The 16,922-nt window shown below is 46.3% G+C and carries 17 protein-coding genes; all 17 read right to left on the bottom strand.

Features of this window, described 5'->3' with window-relative positions:
• Positions 1 to 122: 122 nt before the first annotated feature.
• Entirely contained in the window at positions 123 to 998 is an 876-nt protein-coding gene (dprA, locus tag SporoP33_RS14285; protein WP_081244348.1) for a DNA-processing protein DprA, read from the bottom strand.
• Positions 999 to 1,070: 72 nt separating this feature from the next.
• Positions 1,071 to 1,973 carry a succinate--CoA ligase subunit alpha gene (gene sucD, locus SporoP33_RS14280; protein ID WP_081244347.1) on the bottom strand — a complete coding sequence of 301 codons (903 nt, stop codon included), beginning with the start codon at positions 1,971 to 1,973 and terminating at the stop codon, positions 1,071 to 1,073.
• A gap of 18 nt (positions 1,974 to 1,991) precedes the next feature.
• A complete protein-coding gene (gene sucC / locus SporoP33_RS14275; protein WP_081244346.1) occupies positions 1,992 to 3,152 on the bottom strand; it encodes an ADP-forming succinate--CoA ligase subunit beta in 1,161 nt (386 codons plus the stop codon).
• Positions 3,153 to 3,288: 136 nt separating this feature from the next.
• Positions 3,289 to 3,573: an EscU/YscU/HrcU family type III secretion system export apparatus switch protein gene (locus SporoP33_RS14270; RefSeq protein ID WP_081244345.1), complete on the bottom strand. Its 285-nt coding sequence runs from the start codon at positions 3,571 to 3,573 to the stop codon at positions 3,289 to 3,291.
• Positions 3,570 to 5,729, bottom strand: coding sequence for a hypothetical protein (locus SporoP33_RS14265; RefSeq protein WP_081244344.1), 2,160 nt, complete (start codon positions 5,727 to 5,729; stop codon positions 3,570 to 3,572). The genes SporoP33_RS14270 and SporoP33_RS14265 overlap by 4 nt, the downstream gene beginning before the upstream one ends.
• On the bottom strand, positions 5,726 to 6,496 hold the full coding sequence (locus SporoP33_RS14260) for a ribonuclease HII (protein WP_369821936.1): 771 nt from the start codon (positions 6,494 to 6,496) through the stop codon (positions 5,726 to 5,728). Before SporoP33_RS14260 ends, SporoP33_RS14265 begins: the two co-directional genes overlap by 4 nt.
• A 118-nt stretch (positions 6,497 to 6,614) precedes the next feature.
• Entirely contained in the window at positions 6,615 to 7,469 is an 855-nt protein-coding gene (ylqF, locus tag SporoP33_RS14255) for a ribosome biogenesis GTPase YlqF (RefSeq protein ID WP_081244342.1), read from the bottom strand.
• Between the two features lie 18 nt (positions 7,470 to 7,487).
• Positions 7,488 to 8,054: a signal peptidase I gene (gene lepB / locus SporoP33_RS14250; RefSeq protein ID WP_369821984.1), complete on the bottom strand. Its 567-nt coding sequence runs from the start codon at positions 8,052 to 8,054 to the stop codon at positions 7,488 to 7,490.
• 102 nt (positions 8,055 to 8,156) lie between these two features.
• Positions 8,157 to 8,501 carry a 50S ribosomal protein L19 gene (gene rplS / locus SporoP33_RS14245; RefSeq protein ID WP_081244340.1) on the bottom strand — a complete coding sequence of 115 codons (345 nt, stop codon included), beginning with the start codon at positions 8,499 to 8,501 and terminating at the stop codon, positions 8,157 to 8,159.
• A 126-nt stretch (positions 8,502 to 8,627) separates the two neighbouring features.
• Entirely contained in the window at positions 8,628 to 9,368 is a 741-nt protein-coding gene (trmD, locus tag SporoP33_RS14240; RefSeq protein WP_081244339.1) for a tRNA (guanosine(37)-N1)-methyltransferase TrmD, read from the bottom strand.
• The gene (gene rimM, locus SporoP33_RS14235; RefSeq protein WP_081244338.1) at positions 9,365 to 9,880 is read right to left on the bottom strand and encodes a ribosome maturation factor RimM; all 516 of its coding nucleotides are present in this window, start codon (positions 9,878 to 9,880) and stop codon (positions 9,365 to 9,367) included. Before rimM ends, trmD begins: the two co-directional genes overlap by 4 nt.
• A 76-nt stretch (positions 9,881 to 9,956) precedes the next feature.
• On the bottom strand, positions 9,957 to 10,190 hold the full coding sequence (locus SporoP33_RS14230) for a KH domain-containing protein (protein ID WP_081244337.1): 234 nt from the start codon (positions 10,188 to 10,190) through the stop codon (positions 9,957 to 9,959).
• Positions 10,191 to 10,205: 15 nt separating this feature from the next.
• Positions 10,206 to 10,478, bottom strand: coding sequence for a 30S ribosomal protein S16 (rpsP, locus tag SporoP33_RS14225; protein ID WP_081244336.1), 273 nt, complete (start codon positions 10,476 to 10,478; stop codon positions 10,206 to 10,208).
• A gap of 92 nt (positions 10,479 to 10,570) precedes the next feature.
• Positions 10,571 to 11,926 carry a signal recognition particle protein gene (ffh, locus tag SporoP33_RS14220; protein WP_081244335.1) on the bottom strand — a complete coding sequence of 452 codons (1,356 nt, stop codon included), beginning with the start codon at positions 11,924 to 11,926 and terminating at the stop codon, positions 10,571 to 10,573.
• Positions 11,927 to 11,938: 12 nt separating this feature from the next.
• Positions 11,939 to 12,265: a putative DNA-binding protein gene (locus SporoP33_RS14215; RefSeq protein WP_196796808.1), complete on the bottom strand. Its 327-nt coding sequence runs from the start codon at positions 12,263 to 12,265 to the stop codon at positions 11,939 to 11,941.
• Between the two features lie 63 nt (positions 12,266 to 12,328).
• Entirely contained in the window at positions 12,329 to 13,351 is a 1,023-nt protein-coding gene (gene ftsY / locus SporoP33_RS14210; protein ID WP_081244334.1) for a signal recognition particle-docking protein FtsY, read from the bottom strand.
• A 12-nt stretch (positions 13,352 to 13,363) separates the two neighbouring features.
• Complete coding sequence (gene smc / locus SporoP33_RS14205; protein WP_196796807.1) at positions 13,364 to 16,921, bottom strand: chromosome segregation protein SMC; 3,558 nt, start codon at positions 16,919 to 16,921, stop codon at positions 13,364 to 13,366.
• Position 16,922: the final 1 nt, after the last annotated feature.

The following is a 16,922-nucleotide window of genomic DNA, read 5'->3' as shown; positions in this document are numbered from 1 at the left end:
CCCTCCTCAGAGAGATTTCTTTATATTTATTCAGCAAAAGAATATCTGTTGCAAAATGTATAACAGTTTTCGGGATAATGCAACCTTTTAAACATTTTGCAATGCGATTGGATGGCAATTACCTATAACAAATCGATAATCTGAAATCCGCTCCATAATGGCTTAGCGCCTTCATCCAACAGCTTATTCGGGCCTGCAGAAAGCGGTGAATCGATGGCGCCGGGAACCGCGAAAATTTCTTTTCCATGATCAAGCGCATGCTCCACAGTACTCATCGTTCCGCTTCTTTCAACGGACTCGGTTATGACGAGTGCATCCGATAAACCGCTGATGATCCGATTGCGCATAGGAAACGTCCATTTGGCCGGCGGCAAGTACGGCGGATATTCTGTTACGAGCAAATGATTTTTCGCCATTTTCTCTGCAATTTCTTTATTTTTCTTCGGATATATATGAGAAAATCCATGCCCCAGCACACCGATCGTTTTCCCCCCGTAGTGGATGGCGGCCCGGTGAGCCATCGTATCCGCGCCTTCAGCGAGCCCCGATACAATAGGGATACGATTGTCCACAAGCGGCGGCACGATGAAGTCCAGGGCTTTTTTTGAATACACTGTGGCTTTACGGGAACCGATAATTCCCACTCGGGGTCTGGTTTTCAGTAACGTAATGTCACCTTTACTATACAGCACAGCGGGCGGATCACATAATTGCTTTAATTCATCCGGATAATCAGGGTGAAAATACGGGATAGGGATGCAGTCCGTTTTTTTCAATAAATTCAGGATGGGAAGTGCGGATATTTCTGCATATTGGCCGGATAACTTGGCTGCTTTTTCGGCTGTCAGCCCGAAAAAATATGCCCATTGCAGCACAGAGTAAGTTTCCAGATTTTCAAGTGAAGGATTTTCCTGCAGCAGCAAATGAAAGCGGTTGAACGGCACAGGGTGGATGTAATGCATATTTATCAATTGCTGCTGCTGATTTGTATAGATCATTGAATGCTCCTTAATCGACACTACAAGCAAGAGCACGAAAAAAGGAGCAGCGATTACGCTGCTCCTTTCAGTTTACTTCGTTTTACATTTCTCGTACAGACCTTTTTCTTTCAGGACTTTAATCAATGTTTCACCGATAACCGATGGTGTTTCTGCAACTTGAATATCCGCTGCCTGCAATGCTTTGATCTTTTCTGCAGCAGTACCCTTACCGCCTGAAATAATCGCACCAGCATGGCCCATACGCTTACCTTCAGGGGCTGTCTGACCGCCAATGAAGCCTACTACAGGCTTGGTCATATGTTCTTTCACCCATTCAGCAGCTTCTTCTTCCGCCGTACCGCCGATTTCACCGATCATGACCACTGCATATGTTTCAGGGTCTTCATTGAACTCTTTCAGGACGTCAATAAAGTTCGTGCCGTTTACCGGGTCTCCCCCGATTCCTACTGCAGTAGTCTGGCCGATTCCTTCCTGCGTCAGCTGATGAACCGCTTCATACGTTAGTGTCCCTGAACGTGAAACAACGCCCACGTGACCTTTTGTATGAATATAGCCAGGCATAATGCCGATTTTCGTTTCATCCGCCGTAATGACACCCGGACAGTTCGGACCGATCAATCGAGTCTTTTTGCCTTCCATATAACGTTTCACTTTAATCATGTCAAGGACAGGTATATGCTCTGTAATACAGATTGTCATGTCAAGTCCGGCATCGACGCCTTCCATAATTGCATCCGCTGCATATGGTGCAGGAACGTAAATGATGGAAACAGTTGCCCCTGTTTCTTTAACTGCTTCTTCCACAGTGTCAAATACCGGCACGCCTTCCACCGTCTGACCGCCTTTACCAGGCGTTACGCCAGCGACAATTTTCGTACCATATTCCAACATTTGCTGTGTGTGGAACAGGGCAGTGGAACCTGTAATTCCTTGTACAATTACTTTTGTATCTTTATTTACATAAATACTCATGATTTGTACCTGCCTTTCTTATCCTATCAACTCAACGATTTTTTTCGCACCTTCTGCCATAGAATCCGCTGCAACAATATTAATTCCGGATTCTTTCAGCAAAGCTTTCCCGCGTTCCACATTCGTTCCTTCAAGACGCACAACAAGAGGCACTTGAAGACCCACTTCTTTCGCTGCTTCAATTACACCTTCTGCAATTACGTCACATTTCATGATTCCGCCAAAGATATTAACGAAAATCCCTTTTACTTTAGGATCTGACAAAATAATTTTGAAAGCAGCTGCAACTTTTTCTTTCTTGGCGCCGCCCCCAACATCCAGGAAGTTAGCGGGTTCTCCGCCATAATAATGAATCGTATCCATTGTAGCCATCGCTAAACCGGCACCATTAACCATACAGCCGATATTTCCGTCAAGGGAAATATAACTTAAGTCATGTTTGGATGCTTCGATTTCTTTCGGATCTTCTTCATCAAAATCGCGTAATTCGACAATATCTTTATGACGGAATGTGGCATTATCGTCAAAGTTGAATTTTGCATCCAGCGCAAGTACACGCTCGTCCTTTGTTACGACTAGCGGATTAATCTCTACGATCGATGCGTCTTTTTCACTGAATACTTTATACAATCCTAAGAATAGACCTACAGCTTTATTGATTAACTTACTTGGGATTTGCATGTTGAACGCCATGCGGCGCGCCTGGAAAGGAGCCAATCCCACTACCGGATCTATTACTTCATAAAAAATCTTTTCCGGATTTTTTTCAGCAACTTCTTCTATTTCTACTCCGCCTTCAGCAGACCCCATTAACGTTACGCGGTCAGTTGCGCGGTCCACGACCAGACCAATGTAAAATTCCTGGTCAATATCGATTCCTTCTTCAACAAGAAGTCGTTTTATTTCCTGACCTTCAGGACCTGTTTGGTGCGTAACGAGCTGCTTGCCGATCAAATCAGCTGCTACTGCCCGGACGTCATCAAGATTTTTTACAATTTTGACACCGCCGGCTTTCCCTCGTCCGCCCGCGTGTATTTGTGCTTTTACCACAATCGGCGTAGTACCGAGTTCTTTCGCCACTGCCACTGCTTCTTTTGGTGAAAAAGCGACACGGCCTTTCGAAACAGCCACTCCGTAATCTCTTAATAGCTGCTTCCCTTGATATTCATGGATGTTCATACGTACTGCCTCCATTCGATTTGCAATTGCTTGAAGCTTAACTACTTTATTATTGTAATCAAACCGTCACACATTGTCCAAGAATCGCTATTGCTAATTTAATTTCTATAGATTCTTACAATTCATCGGCTCTTCTTTATTGCTTACCACCTTTTTCCCGGTCTAAACGGTAAACATAAGCAAACACTTCAGATACTGCCTGATAAAGTTCTTCAGGGATTGTTTCATTGACATTTAATTGACCAAGCAATTCCAGCAGACTCGGATCTTCCTGAACGGGAATATCATGCGCTGCCGCACGTTCCAGTATATTTTCCGCAATCTTCCCTTTTCCCTTGGCGATAACTTTCGGCGCATCTGCCACCTCTGGATCATAAGACAGCGCAACGGCTTCTTTACGGATATAGCGTTCTTCTTTCATATCCTGTAATCCACTCCTCCCTCATCAAAATGGGGGGAACTGGCAGCTTTTTCGCTGATTTGCTGCTGTTCTGTAAACGGTTTAAACGAAATGCCCGACAGCTTATACCCCGCTTTTTCCAGACCTTCTTTCAGCTGTACCTGAAATGGCATTCCCGTAGTTTTCAAAGAAGAAATTCCATTGAAAATTGTCAAGTTTACCACCTTGTTCTGCACATGCATGTCAACCAGTGTAGTCGACAGTGATTCGAGCTCCAAATAAAATAATATCCGCGCAAATGACGGGTCGATCTGACCATTTTCTTTCATTCTGCCGTTCCACTGAAGCGTCGCGTCGATTTTTTTACCGAACATTTCCAAAGGCAGCTGCATGATCAATTGATGCTGCAGCCCTGTATCTCCAGACTGGATTACTGTCCCATTCATGCGCAGCACCATGGTTTCCGCTGCATCCCGCAACGGAGGAGACAGTGACGGATCCTGTAGTATGGCCAATAATTGCGGTTTCAATGTATGGGCAATATTCGACAAATCGGGGTCCTTGCCGTTAAGCACAGCTTCGTAATTCAAACCAAGTGTGCTGACAATATGCTGGATTGCCTCTTTCATGACTGGCCCATTCATCGTTTGAGACACTTGTGTTTCTGCGGCCCGAAGAATTTGCCTGATATGGTTATTGGCGGAACTTTCTGCCGCCCGGTACAGCGAACGCATCGCTTCCTCAGATTTATCCGACGGTATGAACAGAGATTGTAAGGCCTGCTGCACTTCCCTTGAGACGTCCTGCCTGCCCGCCTGCTGCAGTAACGCGTGACTTAGTTGTTCAACCGCTGCTGTTTTTGCGGTTTCAGTCAGGGGCTGTTGTGTAAATGGGCTCATACTGTTTTGCAGTGCCTGTTTCACAGGTTCAGGTAATGCGGAATTATTTTGAAGGTGGCGGGCCAGGTGCTGTTCAATTGCTTCGATCCTCTGCAGATCAGCTGCGGGCGTCTGGCTTAATCGGCTAATGGCAGTCTGGATGTTCTGAACCGAAGCCAGCGCAGATGGTGCGGCTGCAGCGCCCGCCTCTGTGAATACTCTGCTGAACTGTTCGATGACTGCAGCTTTTGCGGCTTCCGTCACAGGCTGCTGAGTCAGCTGATTGAGCACGGTCTGTAATGTATGCTTCACAGATTCCGGCAGAGATGTATTGGCGAGCTGGCGGGTAATATTTTGCATAATCGCACTGACAGTCTGCTGATTCGCAGCAGCAGCCTGGGTTAATTGACTGAGCTGTGTCAAGATAGCATTTGCCGCTGCCGTTTGACTGGACGCAGCATTTGCCGCTGTTTTCGCATCCGCCGTATTCGTCACCAATTCGGCTAATACTTGCGGAAGGTTAGCCAGTGATGTGCGCGCAGGCAAAATATCCGCGCTTTTCAGAAGCTGCAGCGCTGCAAACCTCTCTGTTCTATCGGTTTGCGGATCCAGCAGCTGCGACAAGGCCGACCCTAGCAGCTCCCTGCCGACAGCCTGGCCTGCAGGAGTGGATAACGCCTGCATGGTCGTTACTAGCTGTTCCCGCAGCGCAGGAGACAGATTGGGCTCTTTTTGAATGGCGGTCTGCAGTGTGGTGAGTTGCTGTGAAATCGTGCCGCTTTGCGCCTGAAGCAATGAGCGGAAGACTGACGGCGTAATAGGAAGACGCGACTCTGCCATTTTACCGAGCGTTTCAACGGCAATCGCTTTCATCCCCCGGGGCGCAGATTGCAGGAGAGTCACAGCTTCAAGGAGGTTTTCTTTTGTGACCGGAATCTTTTGCCTGATAATCGCGGTCAGCATATCCTTCATTTCCTGTGTTTTCGGCAAGTCCAGCGACTCCATCAGCTGTGACAGTTGTGCAGACTGACCTTCCCCGCTCCGCATAGGACCGGAAATGACTTGCAATTGTAACTCAGGTTCCGTGCCGTTGACTTTGAAGAAATATTGATCTCCTGCCTGCATAGGGACTTCCAGTTTTGCATACAGCCGCTGATTTCCTACTTGCACTTGCGCCATTTGCCCCGGGAATAATTGAGCGATCTTCCCGTGAATCATCTGACCTTCCCTTAAAGTCAGCGGCTTCGTTTCAGTTGAAGCTGCGCCGGCGGATGAAATGGATAAGGAGCTAAGATTCATTGTCTGTTCCTCCACATCGTTTTAATCGGTTCAAAAGTTTTCCGGTGATGTTCGCAAAACCCGTGCGTTTCAAGTCCTTGAAGGTGCTTGGCAGTTCCGTAACCCGCATTTTCATTGAATGCGTACCAAGGAAACTTTTCATGCAATTCGTTCATCAGCGCATCCCGTGTTGTTTTGGCTAAAATGGAAGCTGCTGCGATTGCCAAACTTTTTTCGTCACCTTTTACAATGGAATAACAAGGACATTCCAGATTCAGATTCATCGCGTCAGCTATCACTGCATGGGGTGCCGTTTCCAGGCTGCTGACGGCTGTTTCCATCGACTGTTTCGTCGCCTGATAGATATTCAGTTCATCTATCCGAGCGGCGGGCTGCACGTGTACAGCGTACGCTATAGCCTGTTCTTTAATTAGAGCGGCAAATTCCTGTCTTTTTTCTTTTGATACTTTCTTTGAATCATCCAATCCGATTAACCCAGGACACTCCTCCGGAAGAATGACGGCAGCTGTGACAACCGGTCCAGCAAGCGGTCCTCTTCCCGCTTCATCAACTCCTGCAATCAATTGAATCCGGTTCGATCTATAGGAATCATCAAATGCTTTTTTCTGCTGGAATTCCTGTACAAGCAATTGGCTTTTTTCGTACCGTTTATGCCATTGGCTGATCGCCTGCCGGACACCTTTGCGCTGATCGGACTGCAGTTCTTCCAGCCACTCGTTCGGTTCCTGCAAGTTCTCCAGTTGTTTTTTTATTTGCTGTATCGTCATCATTTTCTTCACCTGTCCATCTGAAAAGTTATTGTCTATGTATTATATCGGTTCCCAAATCATTTTTTCGACAAAAAAGCAACGGCCGGGAAACTCCATCCCAAGCCGTTGCTTTTAATTATTCAAATTCTTCCGGGAAATCAAATGTTAATTTACCTGCCTGCTGGTCTCGTATGTCCTGCACAACCATCTCGGCGACTTTGTCATAATCTATTTCTCCGCCGGCACCGTATACTTTCCGGCGTTCACCGATCTTATCGAACAGCGCTTGAATGTTTTCACCGACTTCTGACATCTCATAACGCTGCTCAAGCCGCTCCGGATAATGCGCTTCCAAAAAGCGGAGTCCGTAGACCGCCAGCTCTTCCATATTCAGTATGGAATCTTTAATCGCGCCCGTCAATGCCAGTTTATAACCCGCTTCGGGATCTTCAAACTTCGGCCAGAGTACGCCCGGTGTATCAAGTAATTCAAGTTCTTTGCCATATTTAATCCATTGCTGGGCTTTCGTGACGCCTGGTTTATTACCTGTTTTTGCAATATTTTTCTTTGCCAGCCGGTTGATCAATGTCGATTTCCCTACGTTTGGAATGCCGACAATCATTGCGCGGATTGCACCAGGGCGGATCCCTCGCTGCTTCATGCGGTCAAATTTCGGCTGCAGTATTTCTTTCGCTGCTTTCATAACTGTTTGCAGGCCTTTTCCTTCAAATGAGTTAATCGCAACGGTGCGAAAACCCTGCTCTTCAAAATATGCAATCCAGCGTTTGGTCTGCACTTCATCCGCCAGGTCCATTTTGTTTAAAATAAGCAGTCTGGGTTTTTGATGGATGAGTTCATCAATCATTGGATTACGTGAAGAGAGCGGTAATCTCGCGTCTATTAATTCAAACACAATATCCACTAATTTCAGTTTTTCAGAGACTTCGCGTCTCGCTTTCGCCATATGGCCCGGAAACCACTGAATGGTCAATCGAATCGTCTCCTTTCGTTATTTCACAAGACCGAAATCTTTGATCGGCCAAAATACCACACTTGTGCTGCCGATGATTTCATCGATCGATACCGCACCGATATGTCTTGAGTCTTTGCTCTTCCGACGATTGTCGCCCATCACAAATACATGATCCTCCGGCACTGTTTCCGCCTCGATTTGCGGGACATCCTGCAGTGTGAAATCTTCTGTCAGCGTTCCGTCCTGCACTTCGGCTTTATATTGATCAAGATACGGTTCTTCATACGCTTTGTCGTTTATATAAAGCACATCGTCCTTGTATTCCACCGTGTCGCCAGGCAGACCAATTACACGTTTGATATAGTCTTTCTGTTCGGGTGCATGAAACACGACGATATCAAAACGATGCGGTTCGCCGATGGTATAACCGATTTTATTGACAATCATGCGGTCTCCATGCTCCAATGTCGGCATCATGGAAATTCCGTCGACAACGATTGGCGTGAATAAAAAGATACGTATAATAGCAGCCAATCCAAATGCAATTAACAGCGCTTTGATCCATTCTAAGCCTTCACTTCTCGTTTTCTTTTCTTCCATCAGTCCTGCCTCCTGCCTTGTCTGTTATTATTGTACAGTTATTTGTCATTCGGAGCAAAAAGAAAGGAGGCCAAATGCAAGGCCCCCTTCGTTTTGCTTATCTGATTAGCGGAGTTCTTTAATACGTGCTGCTTTACCGCGCAATTTACGCAAGTAGTACAATTTCGCACGACGAACTTTACCGCGACGAGTTACTTCAATTTTTGCAAGTTTTGGTGTGTGTAATGGGAATGTACGTTCCACTCCAACACCGTTTGAAATTTTACGGACAGTGAAAGTTTCGCTGATTCCACCACCGCGGCGTTTGATAACAACACCTTCGAATAACTGGATACGCTCACGAGTTCCCTCAATGATCTTCACGTGTAAGCGAAGAGTGTCACCGGGACGGAATGAAGGGTGCTCAGTGCGCAACTGATCTTTTGTAATATCTGCAATTAGTTTTTGCATGTTTTTCTCTCCTTCTTTTCTGATGCTCTTGCACGTGTTGAATTGCAGCGGAACAACAGTAAAATAGGCGCTCTTAAAAAGCGCTTAATAAATCATATCATATGCAAGTTGGCGAATCAAGCAAATTCAGTCTCTTTTTTGTTTCCATTGCCGGTAAAGTTTTTGCTGATAATCCGTAAGCGGAGCATCCTCCAATAGTTCCGGGCGCCGTGCAGCCGTGCGGTAAAACGCCTGCTCTTCTCTCCACTTATCAATTTCAGCATGATTGCCTGATAACAGCACAGGAGGCACTTCCAGGCCGTTGAATGATGCAGGGCGGGTGTACTGAGGATGTTCCAGCATGCCCGTCGAAAACGAGTCGTGGACAGCTGAGAGATCATTTCCAAGCACGTCCGGCAATAATCTCACTACACTGTCGATAATCGCCATCGAAGCCACCTCTCCGCCTGTCAGGACGAAGTCACCCAGGGAGATTTCATCTGTCACCAAATATTCTCGGATTCTTTCGTCATACCCTTCATAATGACCGCAGATGAAAACCAGATGCTGCTCCTGTGCAAGTTCTTCTGCTTTCTTTTGTGTAAAGCGTTCGCCCTGCGGACACATCAGAATGACACGCGGCTTGCTTTCACCTGTACCGGTCACCGCTTCCACTGCGGCGAAAAGAGGTTCAGGTTTTAATACCATTCCCGCTCCGCCGCCATACGGGTAATCATCCACTTTTCTATGTTTATTTGTTGCATAGTCACGAAAATCCGTTACTCGAAATGATGCGGCTTGTTGTTCCTGCGCTTTTTTCATAATGGAAGAATGCAGCACGCCTTCAAACATTTCCGGAAACAGCGAGAGTACGTCGATTTGCATCATGAAAGCAGACCGTCCATCAGTTCAATTGTAATTACTGATTCGTCGAGATTTATATCTTTTACGACATCTTCAATGTACGGGATATAATGCGGTTTTCCTTCAGCAGGTGTGACTGTCCAGACGTCATTGGCGCCTGTTTCGATAATCTCAGTAACAGTGCCGATCTCTTCACCTGTATCTGTAATAACACGGCAGCCGATGATTTCATGGTAGTAGAATTCATTCTCTTCAAGTTCTGTCAGCTCTTTTTCCGATACTTTAATCACGCCGTCACGGAACTTCTCCACGTCATTGATGTTCGGATAACCTTCAAACGTCAGCAGGTCAAAGTTTTTATGCTTGCGATGGCTTGTCACCGTCACAAAAGTCGGTGTTTTACTTTTTGGCATAAAAATCGCCAGCTTGCTTCCTGCTTTGTAACGCTCATCCGGGAAGTCCGTCTTTGACATAACACGCACTTCCCCTTTAATACCATGTGTATTGACGATGGTGCCTACGTTAAACCATTCCATTATTTCGCCTCCGTTATATGAATCAAGTATTTATACGTGCAAAAAAAGGAAGGAACCGGGGCTCCTTCCTTTTGGATCAATCCAAAATATCCAAATACACTTTTTTGCCGTGGTGGCTGCCTGCTGCTGAGTAAACAATCGTACGGATCGCTTTTGCCACACGACCTTGCTTCCCGATCACTTTACCCATATCTTCCGCATTCACTGATAACTGATAAACGACTCGCTGAGACTGCTCTTCAGATACCACTTTCACGTCATCCGGGTAATCGACTAACGGTTTTACAATTGTTTCAATCAGCTGCTTCATGTCCACCCCTCCAAATTACTTGCTGTATTTAGCGTTATGGAATTTTTCCATGATACCTTGTTCTGAGAACAAGTTACGTACTGTATCAGATGGTTTAGCTCCATCCTGAAGCCATTTCAAAGCCAATTCTTCGTTGATATCAACTGTTGCCGGCTTTGTAAGCGGGTTGTATGTACCAACCTGATCGATTTGACGGCCGTCACGTGGTGCACGTGCATCAGCTACTACAATACGATAAAAAGGAGATCTCTTAGCTCCCATACGTTTTAGACGAATTTTAACTGCCATTATTATCTACACCTCCGAATAGTTTCACACAAGATAGTATATTATCAAGGTTTTGTTTGTTTGTAAAGTGTTTTTTCTTAACACCTGTTATTTTATTTAAAAAATGAATCAAAACCAGGCATTTTGCCCTTCTTTTTGCCTTTTTGCTGCATGTTGGTCATCTGTTTGACCATTTTCTTCATTTCTTCAAACTGTTTCAGCAGTCGGTTCACTTCCTGAATGGATGTGCCCGCACCAGTTGCAATCCGTTTTTTTCGGCTTGCGTTGATAATGTCCGGATTTTCGCGTTCAGCCAATGTCATGGAATAGATGACTGCTTCGACACGACCCATCTGACTTTCATCCACTTTTGCACTGTCAAGCCCTTTAATTTTATTGGCGCCTGGCATCATTTTTAAAATTTCATCGAGCGGCCCCATCTTTTTCACTTGCTGCAGCTGATCAAGGAAGTCATCGAGCGTGAAAGTTTGCGTGCGCAATTTCTGCTCGAGCTCTTTTGCTTTGGTTTCATCCACGTTTTCCTGCGCTTTTTCAATGAGCGACATGACATCGCCCATGCCAAGAATTCGTGATGCCATACGCTCCGGATGAAACGGCTCCAGCGCATCCATCTTCTCGCCCATACCAACGAATTTGATCGGTTTTTGCGTAACAGAACGAATGGACAATGCCGCCCCGCCGCGGGTATCTCCGTCGAGTTTCGTCAGCACAACACCCGTGATTCCAATGGTCTCGTCGAAACTCTTAGCCACGTTGACAGCATCCTGACCTGTCATGGCATCGACTACCAGGAATACCTCATCAGGCTTCGTCAGTTCACGGATATCCTTCAGTTCCTGCATGAGGGCTTCATCGACGTGCAGACGGCCGGCTGTATCAATGATGACTACGTCATGGTGTTCGCGCTCGGCTTCTTCCATTGCCTTGCGTGCAATTTCAACAGGTGACTGATCTGTTCCCATAGAGAACACAGGAATGGTGATTTGCTTCCCAAGCGTTTCGAGCTGCTGAATGGCAGCCGGACGATAAATATCCGCTGCAACGAGCAAAGGCTTTTTATTATGTTTTTTACGCAAAACCGTGGCTAATTTGCCGGAAGTTGTCGTTTTACCGGCCCCCTGCAAACCGACCATCATAATGACAGTTGGTGATTTGCGGGAAAATTGGATCGGGTTCTGCTCCCCGCCCATCAGATTCGTCAATTCATCTTTAACAATCTTTACGACTTGCTGTCCCGGCGTCAAGCTTTTCATAACGTCCTGGCCAACTGAGCGTTCGCTGACCGTCTTGACAAATTCTTTCACAACTTTTAGGTTAACGTCGGCCTCAATCAGCGCAAAACGCACTTCCCGCATCATTTCTTTTACATCAGATTCATTGATTTTGCCTTTGCCTGTAATCTTATTCATCGTACCTTGCAGGCGTTCGGCCAGACCTTCAAAAGCCATAGACAATCCCCCCTATTCAAAATCCTTTAAGGTGTGCAGCAATTCTTTGAACCGGTCAGGGTCATATGCAGGTATCATTTCTGACAGCTGCTCTACGATTTCCAGACGGCTTTCATGCTTTTCAAACAGTTTGAGTTTTTTCTCATAATCTTCAAGCATGGCTTCGGTTCTTTTTACATTGTCATACACTGCCTGTCTCGATACGCTGTATTGTTCCGCAATTTCACCGAGAGAAAGATCATCCAAATAATATAATTGCATATATAAACGTTGTTTGTCTGTTAATAATGATTGATAAAAATCAAAGAGGAAGTTCACTCTTGTCGTTTTTTCAAGCATGATCACGACCTCCTTCAGTCACCACTTTATAGTAGCCCGGACACTGTTTGCTGTCAAGTATTTTTACTTGTCTTCTTCATTTCCTTCTTTATCCAGATCACTGTCTTCCATTTCCAGACCATCTGCAAACAATCCGTAGACGTATTTTTCCGGATCAAACGGCTGTAAATCATCGATGCCTTCTCCAAGACCGACGAATTTCACCGGAATGTTGAGCTTGTTGCGGATTGCCAGCACAATACCGCCCTTTGCTGTACCGTCGAGTTTCGTCAGGACAATTCCCGTAACATTCGTCGCTTCGTTGAATGTCTGGGCTTGAATTAACGCATTCTGACCGGTAGTCGCATCAAGCGCAAGCAATACTTCATGCGGCGCGCCTTCAATTTCACGGCCGATGATACGGTGAACTTTTTCCAGTTCATTCATCAGGTTCACTTTGTTTTGAAGGCGTCCTGCCGTGTCACAGATTAGAACATCAATATTACGTTTCTTCGCCGCTTTCACCGCGTCAAAGATGACCGCAGCCGGATCTGAACCTTCTGCCTGCCGGATGACTTCTGCGCCTGTTCGCTCTCCCCAGACAACGAGCTGGTCAATCGCGCCTGCCCGGAACGTATCGCCTGCTGCCAGCATGACGGTTTTGCCTTCTTTTTGCAGACGGGCCGCCATCTTACCGATCGTCGTTGTTTTGCCGACACCATTTACTCCGACCATCAGAATAACGTTCAGACGGCCCTCTTCAATAGTCAGCTTATTGGACATTTCTTCACCTGAGTTATAAATCTCCACGAGTTTTTCAGAAATCAATGACTGCATTCCTGCAGTATCTTTAATGTTTTTGCGTTTGACTTCATCTTTCAACAGATCGATCAATTCCATAACGGTTTCAAACCCTACATCCGCCTGAAGCAATACTTCTTCCAGTTCTTCAAAAAACTCTTCATCCACTACACGGAATTTCGATACGAGGTCATTTACTTTTGACGTAAATGAATCCCGCGTCTTGGTCAGACCGTCTTTGAATTTTTCTGTTACCGCTTCATTTGTACCTGAAATTTTATCTTTTATTTTCTTAAAAAAAGACATTCAGTTCACTCCTTAGCTATTGATTTCTTCTGCCACTTCAGACAGTTTGACAGAAAGCATTTTTGAAACGCCCGATTCCTGCATTGTAATGCCGTACAGTACATCCGCGCCTTCCATCGTACCTTTCCGGTGAGTGATCACAATGAATTGCGTCTGCTCTGAAACTTTCTTCAAATAATTACTATAACGCACTACGTTCGCTTCATCCAGTGCCGCTTCCACTTCGTCAAGTATACAGAACGGCACCGGACGGACTTCCAGAATCGAAAACAGCAAGGAAATCACAGTCAGCGCACGTTCCCCGCCTGACAGCAGACGTAAATTCTGCAGTTTCTTCCCCGGAGGACGCGCCACAATATCAATTCCTGTCGTCAGCAAATTGGCTGGATCTGTTAAGAGTAAGTCGGCTTCTCCGCCGCCAAACATTTCTTTGAACACCCGGCGGAAATGACTGCGAATCGCTTCAAATGTCATCTCGAAGCGGCTCTTCATTTCCTGGTCCATCTCCTCCATCGCTTCCTGCAGCGTGTTTTTTGCTTCCAGCAGATCATTGCGCTGCGACTGCAAAAACTGGTGGCGGCCGGAAACCTCTTCAAATTCCTGGATGGCATTTGGATTGACCGGACCGATCGCCGCAAGCCGCTGCTTACATTCATCCACAGTTTTCCGAAGCTGCGGAATATCCGGTGTATCCGACTGCAGTTCATTTGGACGCAGACCGTACTCTTCATCCAGACGTTCTATGACAGTTTCATACTGTGTTTCGAGCCTGGACAATTGAACTTTCACTGTATTCAATCGCTCAGCCACCGTACCTGCCTGCTGTCTGAGCTGTTTCATTTGCTGTTCGTGTGATTGGACCCGCTGCACTTGCCCGGACCGTTTCGTTCGTTCTGCCTCAATTTGTTGCTGGATTTGCTGCTTTGCTTCGTTTGCCTCTTGACTGTGCTTCTCAATTTCTTCAGGGGACAGCTCGTTGCCGATGACAAACTCCCGGACATACTGATGCTCCTCCTGCAGTCGGCTGATTGTCTGATGCAGTTCCGCCAATTGGTCTTTTGTTTCCAAAATGTTGTTTTCACGGTACGCGTTCTGCTCTTTCAGTACAGCACTTTTCTGTTGCAGATTATGCAGTTTTTGCTGCAGTGACTGTTGCTCTTCGCGGCGATTTTCAACTAAACGTTCCAGGCTTTCAAGCTTTTCCATGATCTCTTGAAGTTCGCTTTTTAAAGCTATGTGATGCGTTTGTAAGCCCTCTTTTTTCCTGATAAGCTCTTTTTCTGCAGATGCCGTATCAGTTCGCCCAATTTCAATTGTTGAAATCTCCATTTTCACAGAACGCAGTTCCATTTCGGTTTCCTGTAAAGAAGTATGAATAGCAGACTTTTTCTGCAGAACCTCTTCTGTCCGGGTCCTCAGCTGCTCGCGCAAATGTAAACTGACTCCCACCTGGTTGCGTGTTTCCGCTATTTGCGCCGTGGCCTGCTGAATGGATTCATCCATTTGCTGCAGCTGAGCGGTAAGTGTCTCTACTTCCGCTTTCCGCGAAAATAAAGTGGATTGCCCTTTTGCACCGCCGCCGGTCAGTGATCCGCCCGCATTGATGATATCACCATCGAGTGTGACGATGCGGTAGCGGTGGCTTATTGCTTTTGCCAAACCGGAAGCTGTCTGCAAATCACTCGCCACTATGGTCTGGCCTAATAAATTTTTGGCGACAGATTCATAGGCAGGAGAAGTTTGAATCAGTTCAAACGCTGTACCGATAAATCCTGGCTGCCCACTAAGCAGCTGACGGCTGTTCATCGGCAGCTCCCGCGGCTTTAAAATATCCAGCGGAAGAAACGTTGCGCGTCCGAAGTTTTTAGACTTCAGATAACCGATCGCCTGCCTCGCGTCACGTTCAGTTGTCGTGATGATATGTTGCATCGCGCCGCCAAGGGCTGTTTCGATTGCTTTCGTATAGGAAGGTTCTGTAGTAATCAGTTCTACTACCGCCCCTTCAATACCTTGTATACGCTGTTGCTTCTTTGCGTGCAGCACTTCTTTCACACCCGAATAAAATCCGGAGAAATCTTTCTCTAAACTTTCCAGAGCACGGAGTCTCCCCTGCATTTCAGACTGTCTGCGCAGTGCTTTCTGCAGAAATTGCTGCTGTGTAGACAGACGCTGTTCTTCTTCAGTTAATTGTTGCTGGCATGCTTTCGCAGATTTCTCCAGCTCGTCAAGCTGTTTCTGAATGACGGTCTTTTGCGCCATTTTCTCCTGCTGCTCTTTCGTCAATTGCTGCTGCCTTTCAGAAAGAAGAGCAGTCTGCACAGTAATCTTTTCAGTGGATGACTTTTCACCTTGCAGACGCTCTACCACATGCCTGATTTCACTGCGCACAGTCGCTTCTTCATTGAGCCGTTCAATATAGTCTGATTTTAGCCGTTCAATTTGCTGTTCTGTTTCTTTCAATGAACTGCTCAGCATAGATGTGACTTGTTTACTCTCTTTCACAACGGCTTCCAATTCCTGCTGAGCTGCTGTCTGTTTGGCCTGCATCGCAAGGAGTTTATCTTTCGCTGCTTGTTCAGCTTGTTCAGCGGCTTGCAGTTCTTGTGTGATCCGTTCTACCTGCTGCTTCGTATTGCGGCTTTTTTCAAGGGACAGCAGTCTTCTGCCTTCCCATTTTTCCGCATCTGATGTTTTATTGACTAGCTGGCTTTGCAGTTCATCCAGCGCAGCTTCGATTTGTCCAAGCAGCTGTTTATCCTGTTCTAGTTCCTGTTCACGCTGCTGAAGTACTGCAGATGATTGCCGCTGCTCTGCTTCATCAGCCTCTACAGCTGCTGTTTTTTCAGAAATCTGCTTCTGCAGTGTGCCCGCGTCATGATGCAATAACCGCACATCCGCCTCTCGGAGTTCAGACTGCAGATGTGCAGCTTGACGGGCCAGTCCCGCTTCCTTTTCAAGCGGAACTAGCCGGTCGTCAATTTCTTTCAATATATCTTGCACACGATCTAAATTATCAGTAGTCTCGAACAGTTTATGCTCCGCCTGCAGTTTATGGGTTTTATATTTTAACACGCCCGCCGCTTCGTCAAAAACGTTTCTGCGCTCCTCCGCACGGCTGTTTAATATCTCATCAACCCGTCCCTGTGAAATAATTGAGAAAGCCTCTTTGCCCAGCCCTGAATCCATAAAAAGCGTTGTAATATCTTTTAGCCGGCACGTTTGGCCATTCAGCAGATAGGCGCTGTCTCCGGACCGGAAAACTCTTCTGCTGACACTGATCTCTGTGTAATCCAGCGGAAACAGATTATCCGTATTGTCCAGAATGAGTGTGACTTCTGCAAAGTTAATCGCTTTACGGGAATCACTGCCGGCAAAAATAACATCTTCCATTTTACTGCCGCGAAGTGATTTTGCCGACTGTTCGCCGAGCACCCAGCGGATCGCATCAATAACATTACTTTTTCCGCTGCCGTTCGGTCCGACGATGGCTGTAACACCAGGTACAAAATCAATATGGATTTTCTCCGCAAAAGACTTAAAGCCTGCAATTTCCAGCCTCTTTAAAAACACG

It is taken from the genome of Sporosarcina sp. P33 (genome assembly GCF_002077155.1).
Taxonomy (GTDB): Bacteria; Bacillota; Bacilli; order Bacillales_A; family Planococcaceae; genus Sporosarcina.
This window is presented reverse-complemented; position numbering and strand designations above follow the sequence as displayed.